Consider the following 14,107-nt stretch of genomic DNA (forward strand, 5'->3'; position numbering starts at 1 on the left):
ACCCAGGGGGTAGGCGGCCTATATCCCCGGGTGGAGAAGGTGCTCGCGCTCGTGCCGGCGACTTTCCCGGGCAAACAGGAACAGGCAGCCCACAAGTAAGAGGAAGAGAATCATGAAGACCGCACTGCGGATGCCCAGCCAGTGGTTCACACTGCTGAAGATCACTGGTAGAAGAAACGCCACGGAACAGGCGCTTACCAGAAGCAGCCCGGCAACAAAGGCCGCCACAGGCCGATTTTCGATAATGACCAGCCGCTGGAGACTACCCATGGTGCAACCCATGGCCAGCCCGAGAGTCACCACAAACACGCTCTCGACCTGCATGGGCAGGGCAAATTCAACACGGATCATGGCGTCGACGCCCTGGATGAAGAGCGTCATGGGTGGGTAGGACAGAACAAACAGCGCAATCAGGCAGACAACCAGAGCGCGGCTGACAACTCTTGCACTGCCGAACCGATCGGAAAAACCTCCGCCAGCGATCTGGGCCAGGGCTCCCGGAATAACAAACCATTGCGCCAGCCGGGCACCGGAATCCACCGGCAGCTCGAACTGTGACGACAGATAATCCGGCAGCCACAACGCCAGGGCAAAAAAACTACCGGCGACAATGCCAAAATAGCCGCAGAGTTGACCGGCTCTCCTTGACTGCATCTGGCGCAACAAGACCCTGACTGACGTTTCAGCGCTCGGGTCCGCCGCCGCGTCTTCCGGATCGGTCAGCATGACCAGCAAAGCAAGAACCAGCACCAGGACGATGAGGTACGCCAGCGGCACCCCGTGCCAGGAAAAAGCTTCATGAAACAGAGGCACCAGGTAGTAGTTGAATCCGGCGCCGGTGACTCCGGCACCGAATACCCCCAGGACAAGGCCCAGGCGTGGAGATTCACAGTGTCCCGTCACGAACTGTAACCCGGCACTGTAGAATCCGCCCGCCAGCCCCAATCCGCCAGCGGCGATCAGGTAGCCTGGAAAGGTGTCGGTGATTAAAAGTATCAGCATGCAGGCGGCAAGTCCGGCCAGACAGATCAGCATGATCCGACGGGCACCGAATTTCTGTGCAGCAATCCCTGCCGGAACGGCGAGTGCTGCCCCAACCGCCATCGGCATCGCCAGCAGGAAGCCAAACTGGATGTCGCTGAGATCCAGTTCCAGGCGCAGGTGGACTCCGGCTACCGCGAACAGGGTCCAGCATCCGGCAGCAACAACGAAGCCCGCCATCGCCAGCGGCAGCACCACCGCCAGTGACGCTAGCCGGTCCTCTGCACCATCCCTTTCGGACTTCATTACTTTTGCTCTGCTAAAAACCTGCTTTTCAGTTTCATCTTTTGATCACAAAAGGGTCAAAGATTATGATGGGTTACCAACCATTGGGGTAATTGACTATCCTCAAGGAGGTATCAGGGACTGTCCGGGCCGGGCATAATTCAGTCCGTCCCGCCAAATACATCGATTCGCAAAAGACTCAATGACATCCAGAAGCCCGCTTGTTACCCGAATCGCCATCGTCGTTGGCGCCGTGGTGCTGACAGCCATTGTCAGCATGGCGACCACGCTTGCGGTGTCCAAAAGCATTGAAGGCAATGCCACTGCCATCAATCTGGCAGGTGCCTTGCGCATGGGGGCATTCCAGTTACTGGCCCGGAGTGCCGGCCCGGAAGCGCCGGCCTCGGGGTTAGACTCCATCGTGCAGATGCTCGACCGTTATGAGGCCAAGCTGGCCGATTCGAGCATTACCCATGCGATCCCCGCGAGCCGGGAGCATCCGCTTGCCATTCAGTACCAGATGATTCTGGAATCCTGGCAAACCATGCTCCGGCCGGCCATGCAGAATCACGATCAGGGCACGCCCATAACCGTGAATATGCTCGCCTCAACGCAGCAATACGTTGATCGAGTGGACCAGCTGGTCAAGATGCTGGAACAACGCACCGAGGCGCGCATTGACCTGCTGCACCTGATCCAGATCATCAGTCTGGCCTTTTCAATCCTGATCATCGTCGCGCTATTCATTGACCTGAAAAACCGGATTCTGCGGCCATTGCGAAAGCTGGTGAGCATTGCCAACGCCGTTGGCGAACAGGATTTCTCCCGCAGAGCCGACCTGGCCGGCTCTGACGAGCTCGCGCAACTGGGCCAGGCCTTCGACCAGATGACCAGCGAGCTGGCATTGACTTACCACGAGCTGGAGGAACGGGCGCGCCTGAAAACGGAAGAGCTCGAAAAAAGCCACACGGCCCTCCAGCTGCTGCACTCGGCAAGCCGCGACCTGTTCGCCAAGCACGACCTGTGTCACGGGGCGATCCCCATGCTTCAGAAGCTGGAGCAGCTTCTGGGCATCGGACCCATTCGTCTGTTTCTTCATGACAGACAATCGGCTGAACCGATAGAGGCCATCACCACCGCCTCCCGGGAGAGGCCCTTCTACTGCCGTGACCATAACTGCGATGCCTGCCTCGTTACGCCCGAGGTTTATGATGAGCTGCCGATCGAAGACAACGACGGGCGTAGGTTGCTGCTTCCAATTCGTACCCCCGGGGAATTACTGGGTACTTTGGAAGTCTGGTACCCGGCCAAGGAAGGTCTGTCAAAAACCAACCGCCGCCTGCTGGAAACCCTCAGCGACCAGCTGGCCACCGCCATTTTTCTGGAACGTCAGATCACCGAGGAGCAGCAGCAGACCCTCGCCGAGGAGCGCACCGTGATCGCGCGGGAGCTTCATGATTCTCTGGCCCAGTCACTGTCATACCTGAAAATGCAGGTGGCCCGATTGCGCCGTCTCAATATTGAGGGCGAGAAGCAAGAGATTCACGAGGCCATTCTCGATGAACTGAGTAACGGCCTGAACAGTGCTTACCGGCAGCTCAGGGAGCTGCTGGCTACCTTCCGCCTGAAGCTAGATACGCCGGACCTGTTCACTGCCCTCCAAAAGACCATTGAAGAGTTCTCGGAGCGGTTGGGTAAACCGGTTGAGCTGCACTACAATCTGCCACCGCAAACCTTGTCGCCAAACGAGGAGATCCATACCCTTCAGATCGTGAGGGAAGGTCTGGCCAACGCGGTTAAACATGCGGATGCCACAGACATAACCGTGGATGTCCTGTTCGAATCACCGCAGGTGCGGGTTCGGATTCGGGACAATGGCAAGGGGCTGCCCGGCAGTGATCAGCCCGTCAATCACTACGGCCTGATCATCATGCAGGATCGTGCCCGAACGCTGGGCGGCAAAGTCGAAGTAAGCAACCGGGAGGAAGGGGGTGTGGAAGTCACCCTGGGCTACGTCCCCAAAAGCCGGAACCTGATTCCCACAGAAGCATCAAACGCCTGACAATAAGAGAGAACCCGATGTCTGAGTCACCCGCAAGTATTCTGTTGATCGACGATCACCCGCTTCTTCGCCAGGGCATCAAACAACTGATCGACATGGAAGACGATATGGTTGTGGCCGGGGAGGCCAGTAACGCCGCCGACGGCATTCGGCTGGCCACTGAGCTGGAGCCCGACCTGATCCTGATGGACCTGAACATGCCCGAGATGGACGGTATTGTGGCCCTGAAGAAACTGCGGGAACAGAATATCAGCTCCCGCATTGTGATGTTCACCGTGTCGGACCAGGAAGATGACGTGGTAGCGGCACTGCGGGCCGGTGCAGACGGCTACCTGCTGAAGGACATGGAACCGGAAGACATGATCAACCAGCTCCATCAGGCGGCGGTCGGCAAAATGGTGATCAGTGACCGACTGACCACGCTGTTGGCAGAGGCATTGCGCTCCAACAAGCCCCAGCAGGCATCACGCCCGGATTTCGACAGCCTGACGCCGCGGGAGAAGGATATTCTGCGCCTGATTGCCGAGGGCCTCTCCAACAAGATGATTGGTCGCAAGCTCGACATCAGCGACGGCACCGTCAAGGTCCATGTGAAACACCTGCTGAAGAAACTGAACCTGCGCTCACGGGTGGAAGTGGCCGTCTGGGCGGTGGAAGAAGGCCTGCACAAGGGCTGAGTTATATCAAATCGTTCCAGAGCACTTTGCTTTACTCTAGGCCGGTTACTGACCGCCCGGAGTAAAGCATGGCTTTTCCACTAGCTTCCATCACCTCCCTGAACTCTCCCCTCGTGGGGCAAACGCTTTCGGTCCTTCGGGAGTACCTGCCCTCCCCTGTGCCCATGCTAGGCGCTATTGATCGCCGAATCCCGGTGCCCCTGAAGCAGCTGGCTGCAGAAGCGCCGCTTAATCGCATCTTTGCCCAGGCAATCGATGACGGAGAATTCGATGACTTCGAAGGCCGCCGTATTCGCCTGGAGGTGAATGGCGGACAACCCGGTATCACCATTGGCTTCTGGGCCGGCCGACTCAGGGTGATCGACGGCCCCGGGGAGGCAACCATCCGGGGCTCGCTGACCGCCTTCAGAACCCTGGCAGAACGTCGACAGGACCCAGATCAGCTGTTTTTCCAGCGCAAGCTGGTTATCGAAGGTGACACGGAGCTGGGCCTGGGCGTAAAAAACCTGCTGGATAGCCTGGAGTGGTGTCTCAGTCTGCGAAATCTGTTGCGGCAATAGCTCTCTTGCGTTAGCGATGTTTTAGCCATTCGGGAAAGGGCCGCCAACTGGCAACCCATGCTGGCAGCTTTTCGGGCTCCATTGGCGGCGAGATGGCATAGCCCTGTGCGACCTCACAACCAAGCTCCAGCAAGATTTCACCCTGACGAACCGTCTCCACACCTTCCGCAATAAATTGTTTGCGAAATACCCGGGACAACTCGATAACACTCCGGAGTATCGAGTGGTTTTCCAGATCATTTTCGGCGCCAGAAACGAATTCCCTGTCGAGTTTCAGAGTTTCTACTGGCAGCTGTTTAAGATACGACAATGAAGAGTAGCCGGTTCCAAAATCATCGAGTGAGAAAACCACACCCAGAGCCTGGCACGCTGAGATGGTAGCCACGGCCTGCCCCAGATCACCCAGCGTTGCGGATTCAAGAATCTCAAGATCCAGTCGAGAGGGATTGATGTCCGGAAATTCCTTGAGAATATTTGTCAGGGTCTCAGGAAACGCCTCGGACTGCAGATGCAAGGCAGCAATGTTAACGCTCACCTTCAGTTCGAGGTTCTGCTGATCCCAACGTTGCATTTGCCGCAGCGATTCCCGCAGAACCCACTCCCCAACTGAGATGCTCAGATTGTGGTGTTCAATTGCCGGCAGAAACTTGCCCGGAGACATCAACCCTTTGTCCGGGTGTTGCCAGCGTATCAGCGCCTCAGCCCCGACGATCTCGCCCGTTCGCAGGTTAACTTTGGGCTGATACAGGAGCCGGAAATTGTTTCTGGTAAGGGCCTCACGGATTCCTGACAGAATTATCTCTCTGGCACGGTAACGGCCCTGTTCTTCAGCATCCAGATATAGCCAGTCGCCTTTCGCTTCGTGCTTGGCAAGGAACAGTGTCTGGTTCGCTTTGCGAAGCAAACTATCAGCATCCGAAACCGTCTGCTCCACGACAAACACGATACCGGCCGTGAATTCGACGATCACTTGCTGATCATTCAGATGAAAGGCCTGCAGGCCCGATAGGCGCAGAGCTTCGAGCGTGGATTCTATTTCGCTCGTATCTGGTAGTAGCAGTATAAACTCATCGCCCCCTGTTCGGGCGAGGCGGGCTCCCGACGGGATTGAATCAAGCCAACGTCGCGTGAGAAGCTTGAGGAAATAATCGGCGGTGTCTTCGCCGAGCGTGGCATTGATCATCACAAAATCATCAAGATCAATAGCAACCACAGCACCCGACCAGCCCGACCCACTCTGACCTATTCCTTGTAACTGCTTCCTGAGTGCTTGAACGATTCCATTTCTGTTTAACAAGCCTGTCAACGGATCCTCAAATGCGAGCGCTTCCAGTTGTATTTGATATTCGCTGGCCTGATTATCCAAGGCCTCCTTTATTTGCTCTTGCTGAAGACGGTGCAGTTCATCTTCGGTTCGCAGTCGCGCCATTTTTTCCCGCATCAACTGAATGGTGCTTGCAGACAATTTGCCATAGATTTCGAGCAGCGCGCTGACCAGCACAGAAATGGAACCGCTCAACTCGGAATCCACCTTCTCGCTCGCCTCTCCGACCGTTAGCCCCTGATCCATCGCCCGAATGGTAAGCGCCATACGTCGGTCTGATTCAAGAATATGAAAAGCCAGCCACTTGGTAAGATAGTCAAATAGCTCGGTCAGTTTTTCTTCGTGGGATCCAGGCCCTTGCTTGAGCATCTGAATTCGCGCAAAAAACATTTGGTGGTTGTCGTGGTGATTCTTGGCCATTTCCGAATCGCCCAGGGCGCGATCCCAGATCTGCTCTTCAAACTGGAAGTGATAGGATGCATAAGACAGCAGTTCGTCCATTACCCGATCTGCCGTCATTTCCGAAGCATCTGAGGCAAAATGCCACGCTAGTCGATTCAGAATCTCCACCAGGGCTTTATGCTGATCATCAATATCCCCAAACCCGGTCTCAAAATTCCTGTTCCAGGGAAAAATCTCGAAAGTCGTTGATCCGTCAAACTGTGATTTCGCCAACTGATATCACCTCTATCGAAAAGCCGGTAGTCACAGAATAGCGCAAGACGCAGACAACAACCTGCCGAATCGTTCAGCGCGACTAGTCAGTTAAGTCTGCACTTACCCATGATTAGGTGGACCTGTTATGGGTATCGCAACGACGCTGATAGTGGGCGAAAATTAAACAGCAAACTCTGGAACTCAATCTCGTTGAACCGATGAACAGCCTATCCCAAAACTCCCACAGGACGTTACAACCACCCACTTTGGTGGCTGACCGATTACAAACCCCACTCTGGGTTTTTGATATACAACATCTCAACATTGTCTGGGCCAATGCTGCTGGCGTGAGCCTCTGGGGCGCTCTGCTTTTGGCAGATGCTTTGCGAAAAAGGATTAAGGAAATGTCGTTTCCCCTGGTCGGCCATCAGACGATTAGTCTGGGGGTTGCTGAAGTTTCCCCCAATGAGCTGCCGTGCCAAGCTTTAATGCGAGCGGATATGGCGTTGTTCAAGGCCAAAGCCAATGGGCGGGACCGAGTAGAAGCCGCAGCCTAATCTCGCTGAACACTGGTAATTTCTCTGAAAAATTGCAAATAAGCCGCCAACACGAATAGTTGGTCGATTAGCATGTGCAAACTGACGCTATTGACGCCTGGATACGGCAGAGGCTGCATTATCTGAATGCATTTACCGATTCTATAATCCTGCAATGTCAGGTAAGGTTTTCGTTTAATATCAGAATCTCTTCACCGGTGAAACCGACCACGGAGGCTTGGCGGAACCCGCAAACGAGGCAATCAAATGAATAAACACGACAGCGAACTCCCCAAAACTTTCGTTGCCTTCAGCGAACGGTTTCCAGAGCTGCAACAAGCGCATAAACAGCTTGGTAAAGCCCTCGCCGATGCTGGCCCTCTGGATGAAAAAATGCGCGCTTTGGTAAAGCTCGGCGTTTGCGTTGGTGCGGGTCGCGAATCCGCGTTGAAGTCCCACATTCGTCGTAGTCTGGAACTGGGCCTCACACGTGAGGAAATCGAGCACGCGCTGGTGCTGGGCATGAATTCGATAGGCTTTCCGGCGACGGTTGCCGCTTGGCAGTGGGCTCAGGAAGCGCTCAGCCAGGAATAAGGTTCGCCGACAGACCAAGAAGGTGCGAGCGTTTTCAGCAATCTGGACGGCCCAACGGGCCGCCATTCTCCAATGATTCAGAGTTGGTCATTCAAAATATAATCCCGGAGCGCCACAGCATTGTTGTGCTCGGTATCCTTCGCAGCAAACACGAGCGTTATGCGGTCATGTTGCTCAAGCAGCTTCTTAAGTGCCTCAAGATCCTCGCTGGCATCACCTGATGTCAGCTCTTCAAGGTACCGCTCCCGAAACTCCGGCCATTTTTCGGGATCGTGACCGAACCACTTGCGCAGTTCAGTTGACGGCGCCAGACCCTTCAGCCAGTGAGCTATATCCGCATCTTCTTTGGCCACTCCCCGAGGCCAGATACGGTCAACAAGCAGCCGTGGGCCATCTGAGGTTGAGGGTTCTGCATAAGCGCGTTTCAGTCGGATATCCATAAGCGCATTCCTCCCGGATTTTCCAGAGAATAAAACTCGGGATATAGAGCAATCTCAGCAAACGACGCTAACAAAAACCAGCAAAAGTCGCAGGGGCGGTTTATCTATATCAAGTCGGGATCAGGTCCATCCCCGGCTTGCCATACCAGTACCCGTTGCACGGCGGTGCCTCCACCAGTTGCAGCGGGTCGGAGGCTGGCACTTCTCCCCGGCGGACCTGATCAAAGCGTCTGACCACCTCCTCCATGCCCTGATGTTCCGGGCTCAGGCGCACGGTGCTTACCCCCATACGCTCCATATCCGGCAACTCCCGCATCAGGTCGTAACGGGAGCCAGACAAGGTGGAAATGCCGTTGATGCGGAACAGCTCCTGGCTTTCCCGGGAGCGCAACTCCATGCCGTCCGGGTGCTGCAGGCAGCGGAACTCGCAGTTGTCCTTGGGCAGGTTGTAATGGCGGGCGGTAAAGCATCGGGAGGACCATGCCAGGGGCAGGAAGCCCCAGGAAAACACTTCGGCGGGAAGGTCCAGTTCTTCCTGCTGCAGCTCCCTGATTAGCTGTTCCAGGGTTTCCTTGCCCAGCTCCACCGGCAGGCTCCACTCCTTCAGGCCCTGCCCGGCGAGGATCTTCAGGGTGGCGGTGTTGTAGATGTTCATCGAGGGACCGGTAACAAACGGTATCCTGTTCCGGATGGCCACCTGCAGAGCGCTCTGATCGTTGGCCTCCACCAGGAATTCATCCTGCTCACAAAACCGGCGCAGGCGACGCAAATCGGCCTCCGACTCAATCAACGTGAGCGTGGAGAGCACCACATTCTTGCCACAGGCTTTCAGATCAAGGGCCAGATCGAGCCAGTCATCCGGTTTCAGTTCCCGCCGTCGGGAACACACCACTTCGCCCAGATAGATGGTATCCACCGGCCACTCGGCGGCATTGGCATAGAAATCGAAAACGGTCTGCCTGGACCAGAACCACAGGATCGGCCCCAAGGATAACTTCAACATGGATGGTAAAACCCTATTTCCATTTGCGATGGTAAGCGCCCAGCGTTGTCAGGCCGCCCTCGGAAAGCCCAGCAAGCGTCTGCTGCCACTGAGGTTCAACAGTAAAGCCGTCGTGGCCGGCCTCAAGCTCGTCCAGGGCATGGCGCCAGGTTCTGGCTACGTCTGCGATGTAGGACGGGCTTCGTTGGCGCCCCTCAATCTTCACGGCACTGATACCCAGCGCCTGAAGCTCCGGCAACAGGTCCAGGGTGTTCAGGCTAACCGGCTCCTCAATGGCGTGGTAAACATGACCCTCAACCTCAAAACGGCCTTTGCACAGCGTCGGGTAGCCGGCGGATTCGCCCTGCCCATAACGGTCAATCAGGACATCGTTGAGGCGGGACTCAAGCCCCTGCGGGGTTTCCTGCCAACGCACAGCTTTGGCCGGGGAACAGGCGCCCCGGGTATTCGGGGACTCATCGGTCAGGTAGGAAGACAGGTAGCAGCGGCCCTCAGCCATGATGCACAGGCTACCGAAGGCAAACACTTCCAGTTCCACCGGGCTGTGTTTGGCCACACCACGCACTTGGTCCAGCGACAGAACCCGGGGCAGCACGGCCCGGCGAATATCGAAGTTGTCCTTGTAGAAGGAGAGCGCTTCGTGGCTCGTGGCAGACCCTTGAACTGAGAGATGCCGTGGGATGTTGGGATAACGGTTGGCGGCATAATCCAGCAGGCCCATGTCGGCCAGAATGATGGCATCCACACCAAGCCTTGCGGCGCGGTCTACCGCCCCCTTCCATTGCTCCCAGCCGTCTGGTTGCGGGTACGTATTGATGGCACAGAACACTCTTGCACCGTGCGAGTGGGCATAGTCGACACCCTCTGCGGCGCGCTTTTCGTTGAAGTTCAGGCCAGCAAACTGACGGGCGTTGGTGCTGTCACGAAAACCGAAATAGACGGCGTTGGCACCGTTTTCCACGGCGGCTTTCAGGGCCGGAAGGCTACCGGCAGGGCAGACAAGTTCCATGGCATTCTCCACTACTAGAATGCCCATACGTTACCGGCACTTACGCAGTAAATGCCTTGACCATTGTCAGCCTCGGGCAAGCCGCTCTCCTCGCTGGTTCATCGACCGAGGGACCTACCCCGGGAGAGGTACCCTCCGCACTGCTACGTACCAGCACCGTTTCTTGATCAATATCAGGCAATTAACACACGATCACAGGAACTCACACACCTGAAACTACCCCATCGGCTACCCCGTCAAGATTATAGAACCTGTGCGGGACAGGCCGGGATAATTGACTTAACGTCTATTTGATCAAGGCACGGCTATGAAACTCATTAACAACCTCTCTATGCGAGGCAAGCTGGTTACCCTGGTGGTACCGGCCCTGCTCGTTATTCTCTTCTTTGCCGCAGGCAGTATCGTGCTGAGCTATGGAAAACTCGTCGACATGCGTGAACTGGGCGAAATGGTGGAACTGGCCCAAGCCGGCGATCCACTGACCGAAGCCTTGCAAAAAGAGCGTGGCCGTTCTGCTGTGTTCCTTGCCAGCAAACCGGGAAGCGATACTGCTCGCCAGGCTGAAAGAGACCTCAGGGACCAGCGGAACCAGACCGACAACCGGATTTCGGCCTACTTTCGTGAAATCGAGGCCCTGATGGCTGACACGGAGTTCGATCAGTCGGTTGAAGCAAGCATTCGGTCTGTCCGTGATGGTCTCGGAAATCTTGGTGCCCTCCGCAACTTGGTGGACAACCGCAGCGACGCTGCTCCCCGCTATACCGCGATGATTATGGAGCTGATCGACCGGATTGGCCTCATCGTCCGGCGCTCGACAGATCCAGAAATTACTCGCGAGGTTAACGGCTACTATGCCCTCGCCAACGTCGCAGAGATGGCCGGTCGCGAGCGGGCTGCCGGCGCGTCGATGATTCGCAGCGGTGACTTCAATCTGCCTGCCGTGGCTCGAATTGCACGTCTTGGCGGCCATCAGGAAGCCTACCTGAATGAAGCCATGGCCATGCTGTCGGCGGATGACAAGACACGTGAAACCCTGGAAAAACAGCACCTGAGTGCCGCGAGCCATGCTCTGGCGGAGCGTCGTGAAACCTTGTTCAGCAGTCCATCTGGCATGTATGCACTGGACGCATCTGACTGGTTTGCCACCACAACCCAGAGAATCGGTGTCCTCAATCAGGCCAGACAGGAAATGCTCTCCGGACTCATGAGCCTCGCCTCGGCAGGCGTCGCCGATGCCCGTCGAGACCTGATGGTGGCTGCCGTCATTTCCGCCGGCGCGGTTCTGATCGTCTTGATCCTGATGCTGGTTATCATCCGCGCGATCAATTTGCAGGTCGGTCGACTGCTGGATGGAGTACGCTTTGCCATGGACAACAAGGACCTGACCCGCGAAATCGAAATTTCGAGCCGAGATGAAGTGGGCACCATTGGCAAGGCCATCAACGAGTTGTTCGGACGCTTCGGCAATGCCTTGCTGCACATCGACAAGTCCAGCGTCCAGTTGGCCACCGCCACGGAAGAGACCAGCTCCACCGCCGGTCAGAACGCCAGCCAGGTGAAGAACCAGCAGCAACAGATTGAGCAAGTGGCGGCGGCGACCGAAGAAATGTCGGCTACCTCCGAGGAAATCTCCCGAAACACCCAGCAGGTGGCCGATGCCGCACGCAGTGCCATGGAGAAAAGCCGCAGTGGCGAACAGGTATTGCACGGGAGCGTGAAGAGCATCCGGTCGCTGGCCAGGTCGGTTCAGAAGGTGAACGAGGTGATCGAAGAGCTGGAAAGCCGCAGCTCAACCATCGCCGATGTGGTCGATGTGATCCGGAAGGTTGCCGACCAGACCAACCTGCTGGCGCTGAACGCGGCTATTGAAGCCGCCCGCGCCGGCGAGCATGGTCGAGGGTTTGCGGTGGTCGCCGACGAAGTCCGCACTCTGGCGCAACAGACCCATGAATCCACCACCCAGATCGAGGAGATTATCACCAGCTTTCAGAGCATTACAGACAATGCCAGCCGCTCGATTGTCGAAAGCCATAAGTTGGCTAACGCCACCAGTGAGCAGGCGTCCGAGCTGGAGCAGACCTTCGCGGATATCCTGACCGACGTGAACAGCATCTCCGATATGGCCGGCCAGATTGCGACCGCCTCTGAAGAGCAGGTGGCGGTTACCCGGGAGCTGGCGGGCAGCATGGAATCAGTCAGTGAAGCCGCCATACTGACGCTGACCGGCTCCCAGGAAATCACCCAGGTGACCGGCGAGCAGGCACGGCTGGCCAGGGTCCTTCAGGACCTTGCCAACGAGTTCAAGGTGCCGGCCTACAGCTGATACTAGCAAGACGCAAAAGGGGCTCTCCGGAAACGGACAGCCCCTTTTTTGGCTCTGCAAATGAACATGGGGTCAGAAGCAAGCACTCTTCTGACCCCGACCATGCCGCTACTATCAGATAATCCGCGAGAACCGCTGGCTGGCGCCCTCTTTGCGGTACAAATCAAAAATCTGGCAGATCGCCCGGATCAGCAACCGCCCTGCAGGCTGAACCTGAAGCGCGTTACCGTCATCGGCAATCAGTTCATCCTGAACCATGGGCTTCAAACGGCTGAGCTCATCGGCAAAATAGCGGTTCAGATCTTCCTGCCAGACATCTGCAAACAGCTGACGGTCCAGCCGGAACTGGCAAATCAGCTGGCCGATCACCCAGCGGCGGATTCGGTCGTCCCGGGTCAGGTTGACGCCTTTGGTGATGGCCAGTTGGCCGGCATCAATGGATGCTTCCCAGGAAGGCAGGTCGTGATTGTTCTGGAAATAGGCATCGTCCGTCTGACCAATTGCGGAAACGCCGAGGGAAACCAGATCGCATTCGGAATGGGTGGTGTAACCCTGGAAATTCCGGTGCAGACGGCCTTCTCGTTGCGCCACCGCCAGGCTGTCGTCCGGCTTGGCGAAGTGGTCCATGCCAATGTATTCGTACCCGGCGTCCAGCAAACGGTTGATGGTGTTATGCAGGATGGTCAGCTTCTGCTGCGGACTGGGCAGGGTGTCGCCCTGAATCCGGGTCTGCGGATAGAAACGCTCCGGCAGGTGGGCATAGCTGAACACTGACAGCCGGTCCGGCGACATCTCGATCACCGCTTCCAGGGTCTCGGCAAAGCTTTCCGGCGTCTGGTATGGCAGGCCGTAAATCAGGTCCAGGTTGATGGACCGGAAGCCGATGCGCCGTGCCTCGTTGAGCACCGCTTCGGTCATGGCCCGGGGCTGGATACGGTTCACTGCTTTCTGAACCTCCGGGTTTACATCCTGTACCCCCAGACTGATCCGGTTGAAGCCCAGGTTCCACAGGGTTGGCAGGGTATCCTGGTCCACTTCCCGCGGGTCGATCTCTACACTGTAATCCCGCTCATCGCCGGTTTGCAGGTTGAACAGCTCCCCGTATCCCGCCATCAGGTGTTCCATCACATCTTTAGGCAAAAACGTGGGGGTACCGCCACCCCAATGCAGCTGTGTCACCGGCCGGTCGGCCCCGAACAGTTTTGACTGGATAGCCGCCTCTTTCAGCACCCGCTCAACATAGGGCATCGCCTTGTCACGCTTTTTGGTGATGACCTTGTTGCAGGCGCAGTAGTAGCAAAGGTGCGCGCAGAATGGCAGGTGGGTGTAGAGCGACAACGGCCGGCCACTGGCCTTGCTGCGAGCCGCAGCTTTCACCATGTGCTCAATCGGGTAGTTCTGATTGAACTCGACGGCCGTGGGATAGGAGGTGTACCTCGGGCCGCTCAAGTCGTAGCGGCGGATCAGGGCGTCATCCCAGATGAATTCTGGCAGTGTAGCGTCTTGGGCTTTGAGTGCGGATGTGGGGGTCATGTCAAACTCGGGGTCAGATAAAATCGGGGCCATTCTAAGGCAATCCCTGTCGCCTCTTTTTGATGCGTGTCAGCTGAACGTTGGTTTCAGTTTACCAACGCTGCATATGAACCACCCTTGGGC

The 14,107-nt window shown here is 56.8% G+C and carries 11 protein-coding genes; 5 read left to right on the forward strand and 6 right to left on the reverse strand.

The window, feature by feature from the left end:
* Nucleotides 1-18: 18 nt before the first annotated feature.
* Nucleotides 19-1,287: an MFS transporter gene (locus tag MDHKLMBL_RS09710; RefSeq protein WP_104270712.1), complete on the reverse strand. Its 1,269-nt coding sequence runs from the start codon at nucleotides 1,285-1,287 to the stop codon at nucleotides 19-21.
* Between the two features lie 181 nt (nucleotides 1,288-1,468).
* Between MDHKLMBL_RS09710 and MDHKLMBL_RS09715 the strand changes: the two genes are divergently transcribed.
* From MDHKLMBL_RS09715 to ubiT, 3 genes are all read left to right on the forward strand, one after another.
* Entirely contained in the window at nucleotides 1,469-3,328 is a 1,860-nt protein-coding gene (locus MDHKLMBL_RS09715) for a HAMP domain-containing protein (protein ID WP_104270713.1), read from the forward strand.
* A 17-nt stretch (nucleotides 3,329-3,345) separates the two neighbouring features.
* Entirely contained in the window at nucleotides 3,346-4,005 is a 660-nt protein-coding gene (narL, locus tag MDHKLMBL_RS09720; protein ID WP_104270714.1) for a two-component system response regulator NarL, read from the forward strand.
* Between the two features lie 68 nt (nucleotides 4,006-4,073).
* Nucleotides 4,074-4,565 carry a ubiquinone anaerobic biosynthesis accessory factor UbiT gene (gene ubiT / locus MDHKLMBL_RS09725; protein ID WP_241956212.1) on the forward strand — a complete coding sequence of 164 codons (492 nt, stop codon included), beginning with the start codon at nucleotides 4,074-4,076 and terminating at the stop codon, nucleotides 4,563-4,565.
* Between the two features lie 10 nt (nucleotides 4,566-4,575).
* Here the strand turns inward: ubiT and MDHKLMBL_RS09730 are convergent, their stop codons facing one another.
* Nucleotides 4,576-6,564 (reverse strand): putative bifunctional diguanylate cyclase/phosphodiesterase, encoded by a 1,989-nt coding sequence (locus MDHKLMBL_RS09730; protein WP_008175413.1) that lies wholly within the window; start codon nucleotides 6,562-6,564, stop codon nucleotides 4,576-4,578.
* Between the two features lie 785 nt (nucleotides 6,565-7,349).
* On the opposite strand from MDHKLMBL_RS09730, the gene MDHKLMBL_RS09740 reads away from it, so the two are divergent.
* Nucleotides 7,350-7,676 (forward strand): carboxymuconolactone decarboxylase family protein, encoded by a 327-nt coding sequence (locus MDHKLMBL_RS09740; protein ID WP_081467548.1) that lies wholly within the window; start codon nucleotides 7,350-7,352, stop codon nucleotides 7,674-7,676.
* A 77-nt stretch (nucleotides 7,677-7,753) separates the two neighbouring features.
* Here MDHKLMBL_RS09740 and MDHKLMBL_RS09745 read toward each other — a convergent pair whose 3' ends face one another.
* The 3 genes from MDHKLMBL_RS09745 to ubiU form a co-directional block, all read right to left on the reverse strand.
* On the reverse strand, nucleotides 7,754-8,116 hold the full coding sequence (locus tag MDHKLMBL_RS09745; protein ID WP_008175419.1) for a DUF488 domain-containing protein: 363 nt from the start codon (nucleotides 8,114-8,116) through the stop codon (nucleotides 7,754-7,756).
* Between the two features lie 109 nt (nucleotides 8,117-8,225).
* Entirely contained in the window at nucleotides 8,226-9,119 is an 894-nt protein-coding gene (locus MDHKLMBL_RS09750; protein WP_104270715.1) for a U32 family peptidase, read from the reverse strand.
* Between the two features lie 13 nt (nucleotides 9,120-9,132).
* On the reverse strand, nucleotides 9,133-10,128 hold the full coding sequence (ubiU, locus tag MDHKLMBL_RS09755) for a ubiquinone anaerobic biosynthesis protein UbiU (RefSeq protein WP_104270716.1): 996 nt from the start codon (nucleotides 10,126-10,128) through the stop codon (nucleotides 9,133-9,135).
* A 307-nt stretch (nucleotides 10,129-10,435) separates the two neighbouring features.
* On the opposite strand from ubiU, the gene MDHKLMBL_RS09760 reads away from it, so the two are divergent.
* Nucleotides 10,436-12,451, forward strand: a complete 2,016-nt coding sequence (locus MDHKLMBL_RS09760) for a methyl-accepting chemotaxis protein (protein WP_104270717.1) — start codon at nucleotides 10,436-10,438, stop codon at nucleotides 12,449-12,451.
* Between the two features lie 114 nt (nucleotides 12,452-12,565).
* On the opposite strand, the gene hemN is transcribed toward MDHKLMBL_RS09760, so the two are convergent.
* Nucleotides 12,566-13,984 carry an oxygen-independent coproporphyrinogen III oxidase gene (hemN, locus tag MDHKLMBL_RS09765; RefSeq protein WP_104270759.1) on the reverse strand — a complete coding sequence of 473 codons (1,419 nt, stop codon included), beginning with the start codon at nucleotides 13,982-13,984 and terminating at the stop codon, nucleotides 12,566-12,568.
* Nucleotides 13,985-14,107 lie beyond the last annotated feature (123 nt).

This window comes from Marinobacter flavimaris (assembly GCF_002933295.1).
In the GTDB taxonomy this organism is placed as follows: Bacteria; Pseudomonadota; Gammaproteobacteria; order Pseudomonadales; family Oleiphilaceae; genus Marinobacter; species Marinobacter flavimaris.

What these genes read in the sequence shown, in the direction of transcription:
- MDHKLMBL_RS09710 (WP_104270712.1), bottom strand. Translation starts at nt 1,287, where the DNA reads ATGAAGTCCGAAAGGGATGGTGCAGAGGACCGGCTAGCGTCACTGGCG.
- MDHKLMBL_RS09715 (WP_104270713.1), top strand. Translation starts at nt 1,469, where the DNA reads ATGACATCCAGAAGCCCGCTTGTTACCCGAATCGCCATCGTCGTTGGC.
- narL (WP_104270714.1), top strand. Translation starts at nt 3,346, where the DNA reads ATGTCTGAGTCACCCGCAAGTATTCTGTTGATCGACGATCACCCGCTT.
- ubiT (WP_241956212.1), top strand. Translation starts at nt 4,074, where the DNA reads ATGGCTTTTCCACTAGCTTCCATCACCTCCCTGAACTCTCCCCTCGTG.
- MDHKLMBL_RS09740 (WP_081467548.1), top strand. Translation starts at nt 7,350, where the DNA reads ATGAATAAACACGACAGCGAACTCCCCAAAACTTTCGTTGCCTTCAGC.
- MDHKLMBL_RS09745 (WP_008175419.1), bottom strand. Translation starts at nt 8,116, where the DNA reads ATGGATATCCGACTGAAACGCGCTTATGCAGAACCCTCAACCTCAGAT.
- MDHKLMBL_RS09750 (WP_104270715.1), bottom strand. Translation starts at nt 9,119, where the DNA reads ATGTTGAAGTTATCCTTGGGGCCGATCCTGTGGTTCTGGTCCAGGCAG.
- ubiU (WP_104270716.1), bottom strand. Translation starts at nt 10,128, where the DNA reads ATGGAACTTGTCTGCCCTGCCGGTAGCCTTCCGGCCCTGAAAGCCGCC.
- MDHKLMBL_RS09760 (WP_104270717.1), top strand. Translation starts at nt 10,436, where the DNA reads ATGAAACTCATTAACAACCTCTCTATGCGAGGCAAGCTGGTTACCCTG.
- hemN (WP_104270759.1), bottom strand. Translation starts at nt 13,984, where the DNA reads ATGACCCCCACATCCGCACTCAAAGCCCAAGACGCTACACTGCCAGAA.